The 21,997-nt window shown below is 64.6% G+C and carries 19 protein-coding genes and 1 riboswitch; of the genes, 13 read left to right on the top strand and 6 right to left on the bottom strand.

The genetic code is table 11. The features are described from left to right. The first annotated feature begins 8 nt into the window (after positions 1-8). Both hemE and QM707_RS02815 read left to right on the top strand, forming a co-directional pair. The gene (gene hemE, locus QM707_RS02820; protein ID WP_415000357.1) at positions 9-1,079 is read left to right on the top strand and encodes a uroporphyrinogen decarboxylase; all 1,071 of its coding nucleotides are present in this window, start codon (positions 9-11) and stop codon (positions 1,077-1,079) included. Between the two features lie 83 nt (positions 1,080-1,162). Then, positions 1,163-2,551 (top strand): S28 family serine protease, encoded by a 1,389-nt coding sequence (locus tag QM707_RS02815; protein WP_415000356.1) that lies wholly within the window; start codon positions 1,163-1,165, stop codon positions 2,549-2,551. Positions 2,552-2,599: 48 nt separating this feature from the next. On the opposite strand, the gene QM707_RS02810 is transcribed toward QM707_RS02815, so the two are convergent. Further along, positions 2,600-6,151: a two-component regulator propeller domain-containing protein gene (locus QM707_RS02810; RefSeq protein WP_415000355.1), complete on the bottom strand. Its 3,552-nt coding sequence runs from the start codon at positions 6,149-6,151 to the stop codon at positions 2,600-2,602. Positions 6,152-6,240: 89 nt separating this feature from the next. Between QM707_RS02810 and QM707_RS02805 the strand changes: the two genes are divergently transcribed. The 3 genes from QM707_RS02805 to QM707_RS02795 are packed head-to-tail and all read left to right on the top strand — an operon-like array spanning position 6,241 to position 7,979. Continuing rightward, positions 6,241-6,873, top strand: a complete 633-nt coding sequence (locus QM707_RS02805) for a YceI family protein (protein ID WP_415000354.1) — start codon at positions 6,241-6,243, stop codon at positions 6,871-6,873. Then, on the top strand, positions 6,857-7,423 hold the full coding sequence (locus QM707_RS02800; protein WP_415000353.1) for a cytochrome b: 567 nt from the start codon (positions 6,857-6,859) through the stop codon (positions 7,421-7,423). Before QM707_RS02805 ends, QM707_RS02800 begins: the two co-directional genes overlap by 17 nt. A gap of 1 nt (position 7,424) precedes the next feature. Further along, complete coding sequence (locus QM707_RS02795; protein WP_415000352.1) at positions 7,425-7,979, top strand: YceI family protein; 555 nt, start codon at positions 7,425-7,427, stop codon at positions 7,977-7,979. Between the two features lie 9 nt (positions 7,980-7,988). On the opposite strand, the gene QM707_RS02790 is transcribed toward QM707_RS02795, so the two are convergent. Then, a complete protein-coding gene (locus QM707_RS02790) occupies positions 7,989-8,216 on the bottom strand; it encodes a glutaredoxin family protein (RefSeq protein WP_415000351.1) in 228 nt (75 codons plus the stop codon). Positions 8,217-8,285: 69 nt separating this feature from the next. Between QM707_RS02790 and QM707_RS02785 the strand changes: the two genes are divergently transcribed. Both QM707_RS02785 and QM707_RS02780 read left to right on the top strand, forming a co-directional pair. Beyond that, a complete protein-coding gene (locus QM707_RS02785; RefSeq protein ID WP_415000350.1) occupies positions 8,286-9,668 on the top strand; it encodes an L-serine ammonia-lyase in 1,383 nt (460 codons plus the stop codon). Positions 9,669-9,780: 112 nt separating this feature from the next. Next, the gene (locus QM707_RS02780) at positions 9,781-11,946 is read left to right on the top strand and encodes a putative bifunctional diguanylate cyclase/phosphodiesterase (protein ID WP_415000349.1); all 2,166 of its coding nucleotides are present in this window, start codon (positions 9,781-9,783) and stop codon (positions 11,944-11,946) included. Here QM707_RS02780 and QM707_RS02775 read toward each other — a convergent pair. The 3 genes from QM707_RS02775 to metX are packed head-to-tail and all read right to left on the bottom strand — an operon-like array spanning position 11,943 to position 15,204. Beyond that, a complete protein-coding gene (locus QM707_RS02775; protein ID WP_415000348.1) occupies positions 11,943-13,001 on the bottom strand; it encodes a homoserine dehydrogenase in 1,059 nt (352 codons plus the stop codon). The genes QM707_RS02780 and QM707_RS02775 overlap by 4 nt on opposite strands. Next, complete coding sequence (gene metB / locus QM707_RS02770) at positions 12,998-14,185, bottom strand: cystathionine gamma-synthase (RefSeq protein ID WP_415000347.1); 1,188 nt, start codon at positions 14,183-14,185, stop codon at positions 12,998-13,000. Before metB ends, QM707_RS02775 begins: the two co-directional genes overlap by 4 nt. Then, positions 14,182-15,204: a homoserine O-succinyltransferase MetX gene (metX, locus tag QM707_RS02765; RefSeq protein ID WP_415000346.1), complete on the bottom strand. Its 1,023-nt coding sequence runs from the start codon at positions 15,202-15,204 to the stop codon at positions 14,182-14,184. Before metX ends, metB begins: the two co-directional genes overlap by 4 nt. An 88-nt stretch (positions 15,205-15,292) precedes the next feature. Beyond that, positions 15,293-15,410, bottom strand: a riboswitch (SAM riboswitch). Between the two features lie 108 nt (positions 15,411-15,518). Between metX and QM707_RS02760 the strand changes: the two genes are divergently transcribed. The 6 genes from QM707_RS02760 to trhA all read left to right on the top strand — a co-directional run bounded on the left by QM707_RS02760 (position 15,519) and on the right by trhA (position 21,393). Next, the gene (locus tag QM707_RS02760; RefSeq protein ID WP_415000345.1) at positions 15,519-16,406 is read left to right on the top strand and encodes a M23 family metallopeptidase; all 888 of its coding nucleotides are present in this window, start codon (positions 15,519-15,521) and stop codon (positions 16,404-16,406) included. Between the two features lie 87 nt (positions 16,407-16,493). Beyond that, a complete protein-coding gene (locus tag QM707_RS02755; protein WP_415000344.1) occupies positions 16,494-18,098 on the top strand; it encodes a peptide chain release factor 3 in 1,605 nt (534 codons plus the stop codon). Positions 18,099-18,227: 129 nt separating this feature from the next. After that, complete coding sequence (locus tag QM707_RS02750; protein WP_415000343.1) at positions 18,228-19,358, top strand: proline iminopeptidase-family hydrolase; 1,131 nt, start codon at positions 18,228-18,230, stop codon at positions 19,356-19,358. Between the two features lie 4 nt (positions 19,359-19,362). After that, positions 19,363-19,752: a hypothetical protein gene (locus QM707_RS02745; RefSeq protein WP_415000342.1), complete on the top strand. Its 390-nt coding sequence runs from the start codon at positions 19,363-19,365 to the stop codon at positions 19,750-19,752. Then, the gene (locus QM707_RS02740) at positions 19,749-20,726 is read left to right on the top strand and encodes a lysostaphin resistance A-like protein (RefSeq protein WP_415000341.1); all 978 of its coding nucleotides are present in this window, start codon (positions 19,749-19,751) and stop codon (positions 20,724-20,726) included. The genes QM707_RS02745 and QM707_RS02740 overlap by 4 nt, the downstream gene beginning before the upstream one ends. Positions 20,727-20,751: 25 nt before the next feature. Further along, positions 20,752-21,393, top strand: coding sequence for a PAQR family membrane homeostasis protein TrhA (trhA, locus tag QM707_RS02735; protein ID WP_415000340.1), 642 nt, complete (start codon positions 20,752-20,754; stop codon positions 21,391-21,393). A 12-nt stretch (positions 21,394-21,405) separates the two neighbouring features. Here the strand turns inward: trhA and QM707_RS02730 are convergent, their stop codons facing one another. Continuing rightward, positions 21,406-21,996: an aspartyl/asparaginyl beta-hydroxylase domain-containing protein gene (locus QM707_RS02730; RefSeq protein ID WP_415000339.1), complete on the bottom strand. Its 591-nt coding sequence runs from the start codon at positions 21,994-21,996 to the stop codon at positions 21,406-21,408. Position 21,997: the final 1 nt, after the last annotated feature.

Raw genomic sequence — 21,997 nt, 5'->3', positions numbered from 1 at the left:
AAAACGCAATGACTTCGAAGAACGATCGTTTCCTGCGCGCGCTGCGCCGCGAACCAGTGGACTGCACGCCCGTCTGGCTGATGCGCCAGGCCGGTCGTTACCTGCCGGAGTATCGCGCCACGCGGGCGAAAGCCGGCAGCTTCATGGGACTGGCGACGAATCCCGAGTTGGCCTGCGAAGTGACGCTGCAACCACTCGAGCGTTTCGATCTCGATGCCGCGATCCTGTTCTCCGACATCCTGACGATTCCCGATGCGATGGGCCTGGGCCTGAGCTTCGCCGAAGGCGAAGGCCCGCGCTTTGCGCGGCCAGTGCGCAACGCAAGCGATGTGGCCAAGCTCGCCGTGCCCGACATGGAAACGGAATTGCGCTACGTGATGGATGCCGTGCGTCTGATCCGTCGCGAGCTCGGCGGGCGCGTGCCCTTGATCGGTTTCTCCGGCAGCCCGTGGACGCTGGCCTGCTACATGATCGAAGGCGGCGGCAGCGACAATTTTTCCCGCATCAAGGCCATGGCTTTCAGTGAACCGGCCTTGCTGCATCGCCTACTGAGCATCGTCACCGATGCGGTGATCGCCTATCTGTCGGCGCAGCGCGCCGCTGGCGCCCAGGCCCTGCAGGTATTCGATACCTGGGGCGGCGTGCTGGCGCCGCACCACTACCGCGAATTCTCCCTGCCCTACCTCGCCCGGATCGCGCGTGAACTGGCGCGGGGCGAAGGTAGCGAACGCACACCGCTGATCGTGTTCGGCAAGGGCAATGCTCCATATCTGGAAGAACTCTCCGATTGCGGGGCCGAAGCGGTGGGCGTCGACTGGCTGGTCTCGCTGGGCGAAGCCCGGCGGCGAACCGGCGGCAAGGTCGCGCTGCAGGGCAACCTGGATCCAGCGACGCTTTATGCCTCGCCGGAATCGATCCGGGCCGAGGCTCGGCGAGCGCTGGACAGCTATGCCGAGGTCGCGGGTTCGCGCTTTGGCCATGTCTTCAATCTCGGTCATGGCATGTCCCCGGACATGGATCCAGCGCATGTCGGCGTACTCGTCGACGCCGTGCACGAGTTCAGCCGCGCTGCCACCTGAGGTCCGCGCCGCCGGGAAGCATCCGCTTAACATTCGCCGTGTATGATCGGTCGCTCCATGACCGACCTCAGGGGAGTGTTCGCATGAAGCCGCTGCACGCCGTCCAACGTTTCCTGTTCGCGCTGGCCGTTTTCCTCGTCGCGGGTCCGCTGTTCGCGATCGATCCCGTGACCCTGCGCAACCAACTGCTTGCGCTGCCGAATGTCACGGCGGTCACCCAAGTCACCTCGCCCGCGCCGCCCGCCGGCACGTATTTCTATCGCATCAGCTTCCGCCAGCCGGTGGACCACAATAATCCGCTGGGTCCGACCTTCACCCAGCGCGTGACGCTTTTGCACCGGGATGAAACCAAGCCGATGGTGCTGGTCACCGACGGTTACAGCACCTCGATCAATCCGACCCAGACCGAGCTGACGTTCTATCTGCAGTCGAACCAGGTCCGCGTCGAACACCGCTTCTTCCTCGCATCGACACCCAACCCGGTCGACTGGAGCAAGCTCGACATCTGGCAAAGCGCCTCCGACCTGCATGCCATCACGCAAAGCCTGAAAGGCATCTACTCCGCCGGCTGGGTGTCGACCGGCGCCAGCAAGAGCGGCATGACGAGCACGTACTACCGCTACTACTTCCCCGACGACGTGGTGGCCACGGTGCCCTATGTCGCGCCGAGCAGCCACGGCACCAGCGACGCGCGCTATGTAACCTTCCTCAACAACGTCGGGCCGGCCGATTGCCGCCTCGCGATCCGCAACTTCCAGAAGGCCGCCCTGCAGCAACGCGAAGCCATCCTGCCGCTGATCCCGGACAGCGACGGCTATACGGTATTGGGCAAGGACCGCGCCCTGGAGTTCGCCGTTCTCGAGCTGCCGTTCGCGTTCTGGCAATACCAGGACCAGAGCATCTGCCCCTACGTGCCGTCGCCGACGGCGACGCCGCAGGAATTGCTCGACTTCATCGACGCGATCGTCGGCGTCGCCTTCTTCGCCGACCCGACGCTGGACTTCTACAAGGCCTACTTCTACCAGTCGGCCACCCAGCTCGGCGGGCCGAAGTACGACGAGCGCAACATCCGCGCCCTGCTTCGTTACCCGGGCCAGGACATTCCGGAGAACTACCCGCCGCTGGGCGTGACGAAGACCTTCGACCCGAACATCATGACCAAGGTCGAACAGTGGGTGCGTGCCAAGGGCAAGCGCTTCGTCTTCGTCTACGGCGCCAACGACCCCTGGTCCACCGGACCGTTCGACGTGAAACCGGCGAACGATTCCTACCGCTATTTCGTCTACGGCGATCTGGGCAACCACGGCGCCAACCTGACCAGGCTCTCGCAGCCCGAGCGCGACTTCATCCTGGCCAAGCTCAATACCTGGCTGGGCGTGCCGATGCCGCTGCAGAACGCCGCACGCGCGGCGACCGCGGGCAAGAAGCCGGCGTTCGACGAACCGACGCGCGAAGAACTGTTCCTGCGCTGACATGCAAGACACCAACGCGCCGATCGGTCGAACCGGTCGGCGCGTTTTTTATGGCGCAACCGGGGGCGACTCGGCGATAGCGTGCCGGGCTCGCGCTGGCGACACGGCCGCGCGGATCGCCGTATCCAGCGTTTCCGCCAAGGCAGGCTTGCGCACGAAACCATTCATGCCGGCCGCGAAAGCCTGGGGCTCGGCATCGGCATCGGCGCGCGCGGTCAGCGCGACCATCGGCAAGGTATGTCCGTTAGCGCGGATGAGTCGCGCGACTTCGAATCCGTCGAGTCCGGGTAGGTCGAGGTCGACGAATGCAAGGTCGGACTCGGTTGTCGACAATCTTGCCAACGCATCCAGGCCATGGGCGGCCTGTTGTGTTTCATGCCCGAGGTTCTGCAGTAGCCCGGTCACTACTTCGGCCACGATCGGATCGTCCTCCACGATCAGGATGCGAAGCCGGCCCGACGGCATGTGCGTAACCTCGACTGGCGCGACGATATGGGCGGGCTCGGCCACCGGAAGCGGCAGCAGGACATGGAAGGTCGCCCCTTCCCGGGGACGGCTGCTGATCTCGATGCGCCCGCCCATGGCGGCAGTGAGTTCGCGACAGATCGCCAAGCCCAATCCGCTGCCGCCGTAACGGCTCATCGTCTTGGCGCCCTCGGCCTGTTCGAAGCGCTGGAACAGCCGCGATTTTTGTTCTTCGCTAAGGCCCGGTCCGGTGTCGCTGACTTCGATCGCCAAGCCTTCTGTCGTCATGCGTCCGCGTATCGCCACTTCGCCACGCTCGGTGAATTTGATGGCGTTGTTTCCGAGGTTCAACAGGATCTGCCTTACCCTGTCCGCGTCTCCGCGCAATGCGCCGGGCAGCCCTGGATCAGTTTGCAGCGTGAATGCGATTTCTTTCGCCGCGGCCAGCGGAGACAGCATCTCGGCGCAGTCTTCCAACAACGAACGGGGATCGAAGGGCGCGTCGAGCAGATCGAGCTTGCCTGCTTCGATACGCGACAGGTCGAGCGAATCGTTCATCAGACGCAACAGGTGTTGACCGGACCGTCGGATCGCTTCGGCCTGCGCTTGCTGCCGTGCCGGCAACCCGGCGGCGAGCAGCAACTCGGTCATGCCGAGCACACCGGTCATCGGCGTTCTGATCTCATGCCCGAGCGTTGCCAGGAAATGCGTCTTGGCCTCGGAGGCGCGCTCGCTGAGTTCCCGTCGTTGTTCGCGCAGGGCATTGGTCTGCTTTTCCCGCGCGCGGGCGCGGTAAGCGCTTGCCACGGCCCAGAACACCACCAGCACAAGCAATGCCGCCAAGGCCCTGGCCCAGTTTGTGCGCCACCAGGGCGCTCGCACGGCGACTTCGAAGCCTTTGGGCTCCGACCATTCACCCGAGGTGCCTGTGGCAGAAACCTCGAGCCGATAATTGCCCGGCTCAAGACTGGAGAAGACGCGTTCGCCCTGTGAACCGGTTTCGACCCAATCGTTGTCGTAGCCATGCAGGCGGAAACGATAACGATGCGCGCCGGGATTGGTGTACGACAACAAACGGGCTATCACCGAAAGGTCGCGATCACCTGGCAGCCACTCAATACTAGATGATGAAGGAGAGAAGTCGTACGTATCCTCTCCACGATCAATGGAAATGGAATCAATTGCGAGACGCGTGGCGCTATACGCATCACCCATTTTAGATGGATCAAAGAACAGCATCCCGGCTCCGCTGGAAGCGAAGCCAAAGCCGTTGGCCACCATAGGTGGCTGCACCGTCTCAAACTCTTGACTTTGCAGCCCATCGCTGATGCCGTACATCCGTAGTCGATTGCTAGTCGGGTCGAATCGAAGCAATCCCCTAGTCGTCGTTAGCCACAAGTTTCCAGCGTAGTCGGCTGCCAATCCTCCAGACTCTACCGCCGGCATTCCCTGGCGGCTCGTAATCCTTCGCACCAGGCTGATGCGCTCGCCATCCCAGCGATATGCCTCTAGTAGACCCATACGATGCAACCACAGGGAATTGGGTTGGAGAAAAGTAAACCCAAAAACGCGATCTTTCGGCGCACCTGGTACTGGCTCAAAACGCCCGGCCGCGCCGTTCCATCGCCACAGCCCCCGTTGGGTCGATACCCACAGGAGTCCGTCTGGCCCTAGGCCAAGCTGTTCTGGCAGCGAATTGTCGATACCGCGTCCGTTGCCGGGGAGAATCGTCTGAATTACTTCTCCACCAATATCAATTGCTTGCATGCCACGGCCATAAACCACCACCCAGAGCAATCCATCGCGGGTCTCCAACATCTGATCGATTTCCCCTTCAAGGAGTTCACCGCCCCTCGTGTGGTCGTACCACCAGCTAACCTCGCCCGATACTGGATCAAAACGCTGCAGAACCCCTTGTCCACCGCTCCAGACAGTGCCGTCTTCGCGCTCGATGACCTGATAAACGCTACTGGGAAACGCCTTCTCGTTCCCTGGGTAAACACTCCTGTTAAGCTGGTTAACTGGATCCCATTGCTCAAGAAATCCTGCAGGTCCTGCCAACCAGAACCCTCGATCTAGGTGTGGGGTCACTGCAGTACGCTTTCTCCCATCGATCATGGGAGACAGGTTGCCCAGCTTGGAAAATGCCCGCCAACCAGGTGGCAAGCGTCTTATTCCTTCAGCTGTGGTGGCGAACCAAATACCACCCTCCTCATCTTCTTTCATCGCAAGTACAGACAATGGCGTTTCTCGCCCGCCTAGGACTGAGACCACCTCTTCGTCTACCCGCAGCACTCCCTTCAAAGTTGAAACCCAACGAGTCCCCTGCCGATCCCTCAACACGGCTGTCACCAGCGGGTGTGGCAACTCTTCTTTCCAAAGCCCTCGCGTGAGGACCCCATTTGGCAAGCGATGATCCAATCCACTACTCGTGCCTATCCAAAGACTGCCGTCTGTGTCGGCATAGAGGCTATGAATCACTGAATCACTGAGAGGTGCAGCAATCCGCTCAAAGCCCCGTACGCCCCACTGCGCCAGGCCAGCGTCGGTACCCACCCATAAACTACCGCGCGCATCCACTGCCAGCGAAACGACGTTGGCGGACGGCAGGCTATTCGGATTGCCGGTTTTCGGCACGAATCTCGTCAACCCACCGCGCCTGTCGATCCGGTACAAGCCGCCGCCGTAGGTTCCGAACCAGATATTTCCACGCCGATCTTCGACCACCGCCATGACATCAGCGTTCGTGATCAGCTTGTGGGTGTCGGGACGGTAATGCCTGAAGGCACGACGATCCGTGTCCAGCATGCTCAGGCCCTTGCCTTCGGTCCCGACCCAGATGCGATTCTTCGAATCCACCCACAGCGCGAACACATAGTTGCCTTGCAAGCTCCCCTCGTCGCCAGGCACGTAACGGTAGACGCGGTAGCTGACGCCGTCGTAACGGGCGAGGCCATCGCGCGTGCCGATCCACAGATAACCGTCCCGATCCAGGGCGAGGGCCGAGGTCGCGTTCGCGGGCAATCCGTCCATCACGTCGATGCGACGGAAGATCGGTCCAGCGTTCTGCGCCAGGGCATCGAAGGCGATCGCCGACCCGAGCACCAGGCCCAGCCAGAAGAACAGACTACGCATGGTTTTCCCCTTTCCCTGCCTGAATCCTCGCAACGATGAGTTCCGGCCACAAGCGCACGGGTAGGAAAATTGCGGCATAGAATGTAGGCATGCCCGGCTACCGACTCCCCGCTTTCTTCCTCGCGTCAGCGCTGCTGCCGTTATGCGCCGAAGCGAAACTAGAGCAATACCGGCTCGACCCGGTGCACACGCGCGTCGCGTTCCAGGTTAGTCATGCTGGCTTCTCGAATCCGGTCGGGAGTTTTTCCGGCGTGCAGGGCGAGTTGCGATTCGATCCCGACGATTGGGCCAGCAGCCGTGTCGAAGTGCGGATCCCGCTGGCGACGCTGTCGCTCGGCGATGCCGACTGGCAGAAGCGCATCCTCGACCCGACCTTCTTCGACGCCGAACGCTATCCGACGGCGACATTCCGCTCGCTGCGCGTGGAAAAAATCGACGATACGCACGGGCGCCTGCACGGCGAGCTGACGTTGCATGGGAAGACCCAGCCGGTTTCTCTCGATTTCGTCTTCAACGCACTCAAGCGCCACCCGCTGACCTTCCGACGCACCGCCGGCTTTTCGGCCTCGGGTACGCTCAGGCGCGGCGATTTCGGCATCGACGCCTGGAAGAACCTGGTCGGCGACGAAGTGAAACTGATCATCGAGGCCGAGGCGATCCGCGGCGGCCCGGACTCCAACGACAAAGACGGCGAGGAGATGCGCGATGCGAGTACGCAATGACGACGATCATTGGGGCCTGGTGAGCATCGGCCTGCATTGGCTGACCGTCGCGCTGGTGCTGGGCCTGGCCCTGGTCGGCCTGATCATGACCGAATTGCCCACCGGCACGTTCAAGGTGCAGGTCTACGCCTTGCACAAGAGCTTCGGACTGACGGTGTTAGGCCTGACGACGCTGCGCCTGCTCTGGCGCCTGGTTGCCGGCGCGCCGAAGCCCGTACCGGAAACGCCGCGTTGGCAGGATGTCATCGCCAAGCTGACGCATGGCGCGCTTTACGTCCTGCTGCTGCTGATACCGTTCAGCGGCTGGCTGTTCAATTCCGCGGCGGGTTTTCCGCTCAAATGGTTCGGCCTGTTCAATTTGCCGGCGCTGAGCAAGTACGATCCCGACTTGAAAGCGTTCGCGCACGACATGCACGAGACTCTGTTCTATGTGCTGGCTTTGCTCGTGCTGGCGCATGCGGCGGCAGCGCTGTTCCATCATTATCGGCTGCGCGACCGTACCCTGGCCCGCATGTGGCCGCGTATCGAACCGCCCAAACCAGGAGCCTGACGTGCGCAATCTGCTTTTCACCCTGGCACTGCTGGCCGGCAACGCGTCGGCGGCCGACTGGGCCATGCAGCCGGGCTCCAGCCTGGGTTTCAGCGCCAGCTATCAGGGCGAGGCCTTCAACGGAAGCTTCGGCAAGTTCGTGCCGACGATCCGTTTCGATCCGGCGAAGCTGGCCGAAAGCCGCTTCGACGTGCGCATCGTGCTCGCCAGCGCGGACACGAAGAACAGCGAACGCGACGACCTGCTCAAGAGCGGCGACTTCTTCGACAGCAAGCGCCAGCCGGAAGCTCGCTACATCGCCAGCAAGTTCCGGGCGCTCGGCGGCAACCGGTACGCCGCCGACGGCATGCTGAGCCTGCGCGGCGTCAGCAAACCCGTGGTGCTCACCTTCACCTGGACGCCAGGCGCCAAACCCGTGCTCGACGGCACCGCCTCGCTCAAGCGGCTGGACTTCGGCGTCGGCAGCGGCGATTGGACCGACATCGACCTCCTGCCGAATGAAGTGAAGGTCAAGACCCGCCTGGTCCTTGCGCCGGCGCCGATGAAGAAACCCTGAGCCTGCCGCTCAGCGACCGAGGAACGCGCTCACGGCGGCCGCGTCGAAAGGCCAGTCCAGCTCGTCGCCGTTGTCTTCCCGGCGCAGCACTGGAATGCGCAGGCCGTACCGGGCTTCCTGCGCCGCCAGCCCGTCGATCCAGACGGGCTCGAAGTCCGGGACACCGGCCGCCACGAGTACTTCGTAGGCCATGTCGCAGAGATGGCAATGGTCGCGCTGGAAGAGAGTCAGGCGCATGCGCCGGCGTACTGCTGGGATTCTGTCGTCAGGGACTAGAATACAACCTGCCTAACGGATCGTGCCCCCATGGCTGTCAGCACTTTCGACCTGTTCAAGATCGGTATCGGCCCTTCGTCTTCGCATACCGTCGGCCCGATGCGGGCGGCTGCGCGTTTCGTCAGCCGCTGGCTGGAAGAGAAAGGCGAACTGACGCGCACCGCGCGACTTCGCGCCGAGGTCTTCGGTTCGCTGGCGTTGACCGGACGCGGCCATGGCACCGACAAGGCTGTGTTGATGGGGCTGGAGGGTCATTGGCCGAACCAGATCGATCCCGACATCATTCCTGCCGCGCTCGAGCGTATCCGCAGCGAGAAGAAGATCCGCCTGCTCGGCAAGCACGAGATCGCTTTCGACGAAAAGAACGACCTGATCATGAACAAGCGGCAGAAGCTGCCGTTCCACACGAACGGCATGCGCTTCACCGCTTACGACGGCGAAGGCCGCGAGATCGCCACGCGCGATTACTATTCGGTCGGCGGCGGTTTCGTCGTCAACCAGGACGAAGCCGCCGAGGATCGCATCGTCGCCGACACCACGGACCTGGCGTATCCGTTCCATAGCGGCGCCGAGTTGCTTGCCCTTTGCGAAAAAACCGGGTTGAGCATCGCGCAGGTGATGGCGGAGAACGAGCGTGCCTGGCGCCAGCCCGAAGACGTGCGCAGCGCATTGCGCGAAATCTGGCAGGCGATGCAGGACTGCACCGCTCGCGGTATCCGCGAGAAGGGCACCTTGCCCGGTGGCCTGCATGTCGCGCGTCGCGCGCCGGCGCTGCACCACGAGCTTTCGTCGCGACCGGAAGCGGCGATGCGCGATCCGCTCACCGTGCTCGATTGGGTGAACCTGTATGCCTTGGCCGTCAACGAGGAGAACGCCGCAGGCGGCCGCGTCGTCACCGCACCGACGAATGGCGCCGCCGGCATCATCCCGTCCGTGCTGCATTACTACGACCGTTTCTGCCCGGGCGCGGACGAACAGGGCGTGTTCGATTTCCTGCTGACCGCCGCCGCCATCGGCATCCTGTACAAGGAGAATGCGTCGATCTCGGGCGCGGAAGTCGGTTGCCAGGGCGAAGTCGGCGTGGCCTGCTCGATGGCGGCCGCCGGGCTGACGGCGGCGCTGGGCGGGACGCCGGGCCAAATCGAGAACGCAGCCGAGATCGGCATGGAGCACAACCTCGGCCTGACCTGCGATCCGATCGGCGGCCTGGTGCAGATCCCCTGCATCGAACGCAACGCGATGGGCGCGGTCAAGGCCATCAACGCCTCGCGCATGGCGCTGCGTGGCGACGGCAAGCACAAGGTATCGCTGGACAAGGTCATCAAGACCATGCGCGACACCGGCCGGGACATGCAGGACAAATACAAGGAAACCAGTCGCGGCGGCCTGGCGGTCAACGTCATCGAATGCTGATCCCCTGAGGGCCGAACACCTGCGTTCTCCACCGGATCGCGGCCGGCATCACGCTTCCCCCTGACGAAAGCGCCCGGCCAGGGCGTACACTCGGTGCTCTGGGGGGCGCTCGATGCTGCGATTCATCCTGCTGACAGGTTTCTACCTGCTCGGAGCCTGGTACGCGACCGCGTTCATCAGCTCACCGAACCAGGTCACCCTGTTCTGGCCCGCCTCGGGCATCGCCTTTGCCGCCGCCTTGCGCTACGGCCCGCGCTGGGCCCTGTTCCCCATCGTCCCGATCCTGATCACGCATTACACCTTCAGTCCGGTACCGCCCGCGTTCCTGCCTTTTTCGGCCCTGAGCAACGTGATCGGCGCCCTGGCCGGCTACTACGCCGCCAATCTGCCCGACCGTCAGGCAAGGATGAGCGTGCGCAGCGGCTTCAGGCAGCTGCGCGGCGCCGTGGTCATGGGTACGGTCTCCGGCCTGATCGGCAGTACCGGCCTGGTCTGGTCCGGCATGTTGCCCCTGCACGAGTTCTGGCCCGCGTTCGCCAAGTGGGGCATGGGCGACCTGCTCGGCATCCTCTGCGTCGGCCCGAGCATGTTGTTGCTGTCCTCTCCGACCATCCGGCATCCCGACCTGCCGCGCGAGAGTGACTACTCGTCGATGCGCGAAAAGATCTTCTGGGTGGTCGCACTCGCGTTCTGCTACTCCGTTTTCTACGTCGGCGGCATGCGCAACAGCCTGTACTCGCTGGGCCTCGTGGCCCTGCCCCTGAGCCTGATGATCTGGAGCGCGGTGCGCTTCGAACCGATCTGGACCGTGCTCGGCACCGCCTTCGCGATCCTGTTCCTGACCTCGGTGATCGGACTGGGCCTGGCGGGATTCCAGCCACCGGAACAGCCGCAGGATGCTGCCGTGCTGCTCGGCTTCATGTGCCTGTTCGCGATCATCCCGCTGGTACTGGTCGCTTCGGTGCTCGAGCAACAGTTCGCTTCGCGGAAAGTATTGCGACGCGCGACCACCGATGCGGCCACCGGCCTGCCGAATCGCGCCGCCTTCGAAGAAGCGACGATGCGCGCACTGCTGATGTCGAACGGGCAGCATGGCCTGGCCTATCTCGATCTGGACCATTTCACCCTGATCAACGACACCGCCAGTCATGCCGCTGGCGACGCCCTGATCCATGGCATCGGCTCGCTGCTGAAGGCTCGCGGCGGCGGCGAATCGCAGGTGTTCCGTATCGGCGGCGACGAATTCGCGATGCTGCTGCAGGGCGAACCCGAAGCCATCCGACGGCAGATGGACGAAGTCCGGCACGCGATCGAGAGTTATCGCGTCGGCTGGCAGGATCACGTGCTCAATACCACCGTCAGCGTCGGTCTCGTCGTGTTCTGGCCCGGTCAACTGGATTTTTCCCGCCTGCTCTCGCTCGCCGACGCCGCCTGCTTCACGGCGAAGGAACTCGGCGGCAATCGCGTTTTCCTCGCCAGCCAGCAGCCGGGCGAACTGCAGGAGCGCACCGAAGCGATGCGCTGGGCCGTGCGCATCCGCGAAGCGCTGGACCGCGGCCTGTTCGAACTCGACTGCCAGGACATCGCGCCGTTGCGCGGACAACAGCTGGAGGGTCGGCATTTCGAGGTGTTGCTGCGTATGCGCGACCCCGCGACCGGCGAGCGCCTGGCGCCCGGCCACTTCATCCCGGCCGCCGAACGCTTCCAGCTCGGCGTCGCACTCGACCGCCACGTCGTGGAACTGGTGATGAGCTGGCTCGAATCGCGACCGGACGCGGCGGCGCAGGTCGGGCTCTGCGCGATCAACCTGACGGCCGCCTCGCTGGTCGATGAAGCCTTCCGTCATTTCCTGATCGAACGGGTGAAACGTAGCGAACTGCCGGCGCGCAAGCTCTGCTTCGAGATCACCGAAACCAGCGCCGTGCGCGACCTCGCGCGCGCGCAGGAGCTGATCATGCGCATGCGCCGCCTGGGCTGCGCCTTCGCGCTGGACGATTTCGGCACCGGCTTCTGTTCGTTCAACTACCTGCGCACGCTGGATGTCGACTACTTCAAGATCGACGGCAGTTTCGTCCGCGACCTCGACAATTCGCCGCTCTCCAATGCGGTGATCCGTTCGATCACGGACATCGCCCACGTCCTGAAGAAACGCACGATCGCCGAGCACGTGGAGAACGACATGATCTGCGAACAGCTGCGCGATCTCGGCGTCGACCTCGCGCAGGGTTTCGGCTTGCATCGCCCGGAGCCGATCGACGATTTCTTCCGACGCGGTTAGGCGCGACGCGTCAAGCGCAGCGCATCGTCGAGCAAGGCTGCCGCCGTGACCTCGGCGCCGGCGCCCGGCCCTTGTATCACCAGCGGTCGCTCGCGGTAGCGGCTGCTCCAGATCGCCACGCGGTTGTCGCAGCCGCCGCCTAGGGCCAGAGGATCGTCGGGGGCCATGGCCTCCAGACCGATGCGCGCGCCCTGCGCGTCGAAACGCGCGATGAAACGCAGACGGCGCCCGAGGCGGTGCGCAGCCTGGAAACGCTCGCGCAACGGAGTGTCCAGCAGGTGCAGGCCCGCATCGACATCGCGGCGACTCAACGCGCCCAAAGGCGATGGCACCAGCGACTCCACGACCACCTGCGCCGGTTCGAGCGGCGATCCGGCCGCACGCGCAAGGATCAGCAATTTCCGGCGAACGTCTTCGCCCGACAGGTCGAGGCGAGCGTCGGGCTCGGTGTAGCCGAGGCGCCCGGCCTCACGCACCAGCGCCGAAAACGGTCGCATGCCGTCGTAGGCATGAAACAGCCATGCCAACGACCCCGACAGCACGCCGGCGATGGCGATGACCTCGTCGCCGCCTGCGCGCAACTCGCGCAGACTGCGCAACAGCGGCAGACCGGCACCCACGGTCGCGCTGTCGCCGTAGCGATCAGAATGACGCGTGATGGCGCGGTAGCGCGCGAATTCGCCGCCGATGCCCGACTTGTTCGCCGTCACGACGTGCAGTCCTGCCGCCAGCCACGCGGCATGCTGCGCCGCCGTGTCGTCGCTGGCGGTAGCATCGATGACGATGCCGCCTTCGCCCAGGGCAGGAGCATCGAAAGCATCTTCTCGCGCGGGCGCCGGCGCCGTCGCGACCAGGGCCGCTGCGTCCAAGCCAGCAGCCGATTTCCAGCGCAAGCGCGTATTGCGCACCTCCTGCAGATCGAAGTCGCCCAACGACGAAGCGCGTTGCAGCCGTGCCCAGCGTGCCAGCAATGCCGTGCCAACGGTGCCGGTGCCCAGCAAGGCCACCTTGCGACGATGCACGCCCGAGGCGCGCGACTGCAGCAGCGCGCTCACGCCTGTTTCTCGCGGCAGCGATCGGCGCTGGCTTCGGCCCGCGCCAGCGCCGACAACAGATCGTCGGCGAGGTCGTTGAGGGCCTCGATGCCGACCGACAATCGCAGCAGACCGTCGCCGATGCCGGCCGCCCGCCGTGCTTCCGCGCTCATCGCTGCGTGCGTCATGGTTGCCGGATGCGCGACCAGGCTCTCCACGCCGCCGAGCGATTCGGCCAGCGTGAAGCAGGACAGACCGTCGAGGAAGCGCTTCACCGCCTCGACGCCGCCATCTAGTTCGATCGACAGCATCGCGCCGAAACCGCGCTGCTGGCGCGCTGCCAGCGCGTGCCCCGGATGCTGTGCCAGGCCCGGGTAATGCACGGCGCGCACGGCGGGGTGGGCAATCGCGAGTTCGGCCAACGCAATCGCGTTTTCCTCATGCACGCGCAGACGAGCGCCGAGCGTGCGCAGCCCGCGCAGCGTGAGGAAGCTGTCGAACGGACTTCCGGTCAAGCCCAATGCGTTCGCCCACCAGACCAGGCGTTCGTGCAGGGCCGCGTCGGCGGCGATGACGGCGCCGCCAACGACATCGCTATGGCCGTTGATGTATTTCGTCGTCGAATGCACGACCAGATCGGCGCCAAGCGCGATCGGCGTCTGCAGCGCCGGCGACAGGAAGGTGTTGTCGGCAACGACCAGGGCGCCGACGCGATGCGCCGACTCGGCGACGAAGCGGATGTCGGTAACGCGAAGCAGAGGGTTGGACGGCGTTTCGATCCAGACGATCTTCGGATTTTCGGCCAGCGCAGCGGCCAACGCGCGCGGTTCCGTCAGATCGATGGTCAGCAGGCGGAAATGGTTCTTCGTCGCCAGAGCATTGAAAAGACGCCAGCTGCCGCCGTAGCAGTCGTGCGGTACGACCAGCGTATCGCCGGGTTCCAGCAAGGCCAGCACGAGGGTCACCGCCGCCATGCCGGTGGCCGTCACGACGCTGCCGGCACCGCCTTCCAGCTCCGCCAGCGCGTCGGCCAGCAGGTCGCGCGTCGGGTTGCCGCTGCGCGTGTAGTCGTACTTACGCTTCTGTCCGAATCCGGCGAAGCTGAAATTGCTCGACAGTACGATCGGCGGCACGACCGCGCCGTACGCCACGTCGCTGTCGATGCCGGCACGCACGGCCAGAGTGGTAGCGGATTGGCGGCTCATGCGGCGGCTCCGCGCAGCGCATCGTTCAACACGCCGGCAATGCGTTGGGGCTCGGCGAGGAAAGCGTCGTGGCCTCGAGACGAGCGCAGGCGATGCAAGCGACATCGCGAGCCCAGGCGTTCGGCCAGCGCCTGCAAGGTCTCGACCGGCACCAGCCTGTCCTCTTCTATCGCGACCAGTTCCGTCGGCACCGTGATCCGCGCGGCATCCACCGCATGCAGGTCGATCGATTCCGACAGCCGCAGGAACGCGGTCGAGGATGTCTTCGCCACGTAGCGCTGGCCGCAGGTTTCGAGATAGTCGCGCGCCGCGCCGCGGGCCCGGTCGCCGATCAGCGCCACGGGGGCGTCGAAACGCTCGGCGAATTCTTCCGGCGTGCGATAGCTCAGCATGGCCAACTGGCGAGCGAGCGACAGGGCTTCGCGTCTACCGCCTTCGCTGCTGCCGAGATCGACGATGCGCCGTTGCAGTTCACGCCAGGCGGTCGCGAACGGATGCGGCCGGTCGGCGCCGCTGATCGCCACGAGGCGGGACAGCCTTTCCGGATGGCGCACGGCGAACTGCAGTCCGACCATCGCGCCATAAGAGCAGCCGACGAAGGCGGCGATGCGCACGATGCCGAGGCGATCGAGCACGAAAGCGATCGCATCGGCCTGGTCGCTACTGTCGATCGGTGCATCGAGGCTGCCGTCGCCACCGATCCAGTCGATGGCGACCAGGCGATAGCGGTCCGTGTCCAGCGCCTTGCCCGGCCCGGCTTGCTCCTCCCACCAGCCGGGCTCGGGATAGGCCTGGCTGGACGCGACATGGCGATGCGCCGAAATGCCGCCGGCAACGACGATGGCCGGGGCCCAGGACGGCCCCTGCCATTCGCACGCGATGCGAACCTCGCGTTCGCCGGCATGGCGCAAGGACTGCGCACGCCGAAACACGGCACGCCCGGAGTGCGAGGCCGTTTCAGCATAGGAGGGGAGGTTGCAGACGGCAGCGGCAGCGTGTCGGTCGTCGATGAAACTCATGTCGGTCTCCGCAGGGGATCGTGGATCACCCAGCTCTTGCGGAACGCGACAGCAGACGCCGCGGCGAAGCCAAGGCCTCGTCGCATGCGTTCCATCTGCCGGTGGGCCGAAGCCCGCCGCAGGAGTTGGCACCTTGCCAACGGATTGCTCCGTTGTCGGTTGCCCCGGCGTCATCGGGCCTGTCCCTCTGCCGGTCTGGATGGATTGCGGAGCAAGCATATCGATCACCGATCGTTTCTGTCAACACTTTCATCGCGATGAAGAGATGCGTTTGCGTATGGCCCTTCGGGACCGGTTCGACGCATACTTGCGCCATGAGGCTCCCCCCGGCTCTCCTGACCCTGGCGGCTGTCGGCATCGCCGGCGCCCTGTATCTCAACCCGCCCGCCGCACCGCGAGATCATGCGGCCCGGGTCGACGCCCGCGTGGGCGCCGGTTCGATCCGCTCCACGATCGCGCCCACCGAGGCCGATTCATTGGCCGAACTCGAACTCGTGCCGAACGGCGATGCGACCGACATCTACGTCAGCAACCGGCTCGCCGGCCCGGTGCAGGTCGAATTGCGCGCCTTCGACGCCGTGGACGTACGCTTCCTGCCCGAGCTGCCGCTGCGGCAACTGATCGCCGCGCGTACCCGCGTGCTGGTCAGCCGCGTCGACGGCACCGGCCCCGGCGCGTACTACGGCGTGAACATGATCATCGTCCCGGGCGACCCGAAGGCGCGCGTCGATGAAGTGTCGTACGCCTTGCCGGTGGACGAAAACAGCGACTGGCAACTGGGCCAGGATTTCCATGGCGGCTTCTCGCACAACGACGTGCAGAACCGTTACGCCGTCGATCTGATCGTTCCGGTCGGCACGCCGGTTCTCGCCGCCCGCGGCGGCATCGTCATGCAGGCCGAGAACGGATTCGATCGCGGCGGTACGAACCGCGAGAAGTATGTCGACCGCGCCAACTTCATCCGCATCCTGCACGACGACGGCAGCATGGGCCTGTACGCGCACCTGCAGGAGAACGGCGTACTCGTGCGCGTGGGCGAACGGGTCGAGCTCGGCCAGTTGATCGCCTACAGCGGCAACACCGGCTATTCCTCCGGGCCGCACCTGCACTTCAGCGTGCAGGTCAACGGCGGCATGACGTTGGCGTCGATCCCGTTCCGCATGGTCGGCCCCCAGGGTTACCTGCCGCTGCCGGGGCGTTGAAGGGCGGCGATACGGCGGTCGCAACAGTTTCGCCTGCTACAATCGCGCCTTCCCAGAGTCCCCTCGCGCGTTCCGCGCCGCCGTCCCATGTCCGAGCACCTGCGCGAAACCCATCGCCGCCGCACCTTCGCTATCGTTTCCCACCCCGACGCCGGCAAGACCACGCTGACGGAGAAACTGCTGCTGTTCGGAGGCGCGATCCAGATGGCCGGCTCGGTCAAGGGCCGCAAGGCCGCGCGCCACGCCACCTCGGACTGGATGGCGCTGGAAAAGGAGCGCGGCATCTCGGTCACATCGTCGGTGATGCAGTTCCCGTACGAGGGCCGCATCGTCAACCTGCTCGACACGCCGGGCCACGCCGACTTCGGCGAGGACACCTATCGCGTGCTGACGGCCGTGGACTCGGCCCTGATGGTCATCGACGTCGCCAAGGGCGTCGAGGAGCGCACGATCAAGCTGATGGAAGTCTGCCGCCTGCGCGATACGCCGATCATGAGCTTCATCAACAAGCTCGACCGCGAAGGCAAGAACCCGATCGAGCTGCTGGACGAAGTCGAATCGGTGCTCGGCATCCAGTGCGCGCCCGTGACCTGGCCGATCGGCATGGGCAAGCGCCTGAAGGGCGTCGTGCATCTGCTGACCGGCGAAGTGCATCTGTTCGAGCCGGGCCGCAATTTCACCCGACAGGACTCGACGATCTTCCCCTCGCTCGATGCGCCCGGCGTGGAAGAGCGCATCGGCGCCGAGATGCTGGCCGAGGTGCGCGAGGAACTCGAACTGGTCGAGGGCGCGTCGCATCCCTTCGACATCGCCAAGTATCTGGCTGGCCAGCAGACGCCCGTCTTCTTCGGCTCGGCGGTCAACAACTTCGGCGTGCAGCTGCTGCTCGATTTCTTCGTCGAACACGCCCCGCCGCCGAAGCCGCGCGCGACCACCGGGCGCGAAGTCGCGCCTGAAGAGGAGAGCTTCTCCGGCTTCGTGTTCAAGATCCAGGCGAACATGGACCCGCAACATCGCGACCGCGTCGCCTTCCTGCGCGTGTGCTCGGGCAAGTACGAGGCCGGCATGAAGGCCTTCCACGTGCGCAGCGGCAAGGAGCAGAAGCTCGCCAACGCGCTGACCTTCATGGCCAGCGACCGCGAGATCGTCGAAACCGCCTATCCGGGCGACGTCATCGGCCTGCACAACCACGGCACGATCTCCATCGGCGACAGTTTCAGCGCCGGCGAATCGATCAGTTTCACCGGCATCCCGAACTTCGCCCCCGAGCTCTTCCGCCGCGCGCGCCTGCGCGATCCGCTCAAGCTCAAGCAGTTGCAGAAGGGCCTGGCCCAGCTCAGCGAGGAAGGCGCGACGCAGTTCTTCCGGCCGCTGATGTCGAACGACCTGATTCTCGGTGCCGTCGGCATGCTGCAGTTCGACGTGGTGGCTTATCGCCTGAAGGACGAATACGGCGTCGACGCCATTTTCGAACCGGTGACCGTCGCCACCGCGCGCTGGGTGCGCGGCGACAATGCGAAAAAGCTGGAGGAGTTCCGCGAGAAAGCCGCGATCAACCTGGCGATCGATGCCGCCGGCGAGCTGGTCTACTTGGCGCCGACGCGCGTGAACCTGCAGTTGACCGAAGAGCGCTGGCCCGATCTGGTCTTCGCGGCCACGCGCGAACACGCGCACGCGCAATCCCTGGACTGACCGCCAAGGGTCGGTTGCCGGCTTCCCGACCCTCTGCCATGCTCCATCGATGCTAGGAAAGGCATCGAGCATCCGATCGGGTTCCGGGCTTCGTACAGCACGCGGACACCCGACTTCCTGGAGACCGGCATGAAACCCGATATCGAACTCGCGGGCGGCGCTTACGTTGGCCGCTGGACCACAGGGCTGTGCAGATTCGTCCTGATCGCCGCCTCGAGTGCGGCTCTCCTGGCGGGCTGCACTTTCAGCCTGCCGGGACCGGACGAATCGCAGGCCGCGAAGCCGCCGGCGATGCCGACAACGACGCCGAACGCCTACTTCGACAGCAGCGGCCGCGACGACGTGCTGTCCGGCGGCGTACGGATGATTCCGATCGACACGCCGAAGGGCAAGTTCCGCGTCTGGACCAAGCGCATCGGCAACAACCCGCGCATCAAGGTCCTGCTGCTGCACGGCGGCCCGGCGGCGACGCACGAGATTTTCGAAGCCTTCGACAGCTATTTCCCCGGCGAGGGCATCGAGTACTACTACTACGACCAGCTGGGCTCCACCTACAGCGACCAGCCGAAAGAGCCCTCGCTTTGGGAGATCGACCGCTTCGTCGACGAGGTCGAGCAGGTGCGCCAGGCGCTGAAGCTCGACAAGCAAAACTTCTACCTCTACGGCCAGTCCTGGGGCGGCCTGCTGGGCATCGAATACGCGCTCAAGCACCAGGACCATCTCAAGGGCCTGATCGTTTCGAACATGATGTCGAGCATCCCCGCCTACAACGAGTACGCGAAGACAGTGCTGATGCCGCAGATGGATCCAGCGGTCCTGAAGGAAGTGCTGGCGATCGAGGCCAAGGGCGACTACGCCAATCCGCGCTACGAAGAACTGCTGATCCCGAACTTCTACACCAAGCATTTCCTGCGCATGCCGCCCGAGCAATGGCCCGAACCGGTGATGCGCGGCTTCTCGCACCTGAACAAGGACATCTACGTTCCGATGCAGGGCCCGAGCGAAATGGGCGCCAGCGGCAAGCTGGTGAACTGGAACCGCAGCGCACAACTCAAGGACATCCGCGTACCCACCCTGGTCATCGGCGCACGCTACGACACGATGGATCCGGCGCACATGGAATGGATGTCGAAACAGTTCCCGCACGGGCGCTATCTGTATTGCCCGGAAGGCAGCCACCTCGCGTTGTACGACGACCAGGAGACCTACATGGCCGGGTTGATCGGCTTCCTGAAAGACGTCGACGGCGGGAAGTTCTGAGCCGATGCTGCCGCGTTTCGAGAAGAAGCATCACGCCTTGCTGAGCTGGCCGGCCTTCGTCCGCCGCATGCTGCTCAGCGCCCTGATCGGGCTGCTGCTGGTGTTGATCTCGCTGGCCGTCGGCATGCTCGGTTACCACGCCCTGGAAGGCCTTGGATGGATCGACAGTTTCCTGAATGCATCGATGATCCTGTCCGGCATGGGGCCGTTATGGTCGCCGCGTAGCGAGGCCGGAAAGATTTTCGCCGGCATCTACGCGCTTTACTCCGGCCTGGCCGTGCTGGCCATCGCCGGCATCACCTTCGCGCCCATCGTGCATCGCCTGCTGCACAGCTTCCATGCCGACGAAGCCGACATGAACGACAGCGCCAACGTCCACAGGAAAAAACCATGATCGACGCCACGGCCGCCACACCCGTGTGGTTGCGCATCCTGCGCAACCCGATCAGCCGAATCCTGTTGTTTTCGCTGCTTGCCTTTGGCCTCTACGCATTGATGTATCGGCTATTGCCGCCTCCGAAGATGACGATGAGCGAACTCGTGCGCATGGACGGCGCGGAGCTGTGGCGCTACTCGCTCCGCTCGCTCGTTCCCATCGCTCTCGCGTACTGGTTGATGGTCCGCGTCATCGAAGGCAGGAAAGTTTCGGAGCTGTCGCCGAGAAAACTGCCGCTGGCTGGCATCGGCTGGCTGGTGGGCATGGGCCTCATGCTGGCAGCCGCAGCACTGCTGGCCGCGTTCGGCGCCTATCGCGTGCATGGCATGAACGAGAGCGTCGAACTGCTCGCGCCTCTGGTCGTGCTCGGACTGTTGCCCGGCATCACCGAAGAAATCATCGTGCGCGGCGTACTGTTCCGCGTCGTCGAGGACGGACTTGGCAGTTGGGCAGCGCTGGTTCTTTCCGCGGCCATCTTCGGCGGCATGCACCTGGCCAATCCGAATGCGACGACCTGGAGTTCGATCGCGATCGCCGTCGAAGCCGGCCTGCTGCTCGGCTTCGCCTACGCGTGGACGCGATCGCTGTGGTTTTGCATCGGCCTGCACGCCGCCTGGAACTTCACCCAGGGCCCGCTGCTCGGCATCCCGGTCTCCGGTATCGAACAACGGGGCTGGCTCGATGCCACCCTGTCGGGCCCGACCTGGCTCAGCGGCGGCGAATTCGGTGCCGAAGCTTCGGTCCTGACGGTAGTCCTGTGCACATCGCTCGCCCGCCTGGTTCGGGTGGCGCGCGCATCGCAGCGGTCGCCTCCGTCGGCCGTTCTGGGCTCGCACCGATGCCACGCGCGAACGCCTCGAAGTCGAACCATCGGACCTGCTCGAAAGCAAGGTCGTTTAGAGTGCCGGCTCGGTCCGGTGCAGGCAGTCTGATGCGCTGGCGGAGAAATCGAGAGTGATGGAAGAAACCCACGACTGGCGCGAAGAGATCTGGAACGGCGCGAGCCACGGCATCGGCTTCCTGCTGAGCCTGATGGCGGGCGCCGTGCTGATCACGCTCGCCTCGCTGCGCGGAAACGGCTGGCAACTGGCCGGCGCCATCGTATTCGTCACTTCGCTGGCCCTGCTCTACCTGGCCTCCACGCTCTACCACTTCACGCCGCACCTGGGCGCGAAATCCCGGCTGAAGGTACTCGACCACTGTTGCATCTTCCTGCTAATCGCAGGCACCTACACGCCGTTCACGCTCATCAGCCTGCGCGGCCACGGCGGCTGGTGGCTGTTCGCGGCCATCTGGTCGCTGGCGGCGCTCGGCATCGTGTTCAAACTGTTCTTCACCGGCCGGTTCAAGGGCGCTTCGACCCTGATCTACCTGGGCATGGGCTGGATGGTGATCACGGCGATCAAACCCTTCCTGCAGCTGGTGCCGACGGCGACGATGCTGTGGCTATTGGCCGGCGGCCTGTCCTACACGCTGGGCACCGTCTTCTACATGAGCGAACGCCGCTACGCGCACGCGATCTGGCATCTGTTCGTGCTGGGCGGCAGCATCTGCCATTTCGTCGCCGTCAGCATGCAGGTGCTGACCAAGGTCGCCTGAGGCGAGTCAGGCTCAGGCCGCGGGTTGGGCGTCGAGCCAGCTCGGCTGGTCGCGGTCGAAATACTCGAAGATCAGGTGGATGCGATGGCTGGCGCCTTCGTTGGCGACCGCGTGCACGTCCAGGTTGTTGACCTCGACCGCTTCGCCGACCTTGAAGTGGTAGGTCTGCGGCTTGATGTAGAAACGCACCTTGTCGTTGGTGGTCAGCGGCACGTGGATCTTGTGCGGCCATTTCGCCGACGGCGAGGCATCGGTATGCGGGTGGATGATGCCGCCCGGGGCCATGCGCGCCAGCATGATGCGCGGGAAGCCGCCGTTGGCGTAGCCATACGGCCGCGTCGCCTGTTCGATCACCGGCAACAGACGATCCTTCCATGCGGCCCACATCGGCCGATCGTGCGACTCGCGCCAGTCGTTGAGCTTGTTCACGAAGCGGAAAACGATGTGCTGGGTCTTGTCGAGCGCCTCGAACCGGTTCGGCTTGTCGGTGTTTTCCTGGTCCCACACGTCCTGCGGGATGGCCAGCACGTCCTCGACCAGGCTGCCGAGTTCGATCGGACCGAGGTATTTGACGGAAGTGGTCTTGCGCGGATTGGCGTACATG

The sequence above is a fragment of the Arenimonas sp. genome (genome assembly GCF_047602345.1).
Classification (GTDB): Bacteria; Pseudomonadota; Gammaproteobacteria; order Xanthomonadales; family Xanthomonadaceae; genus Arenimonas.
This window is presented reverse-complemented; position numbering and strand designations above follow the sequence as displayed.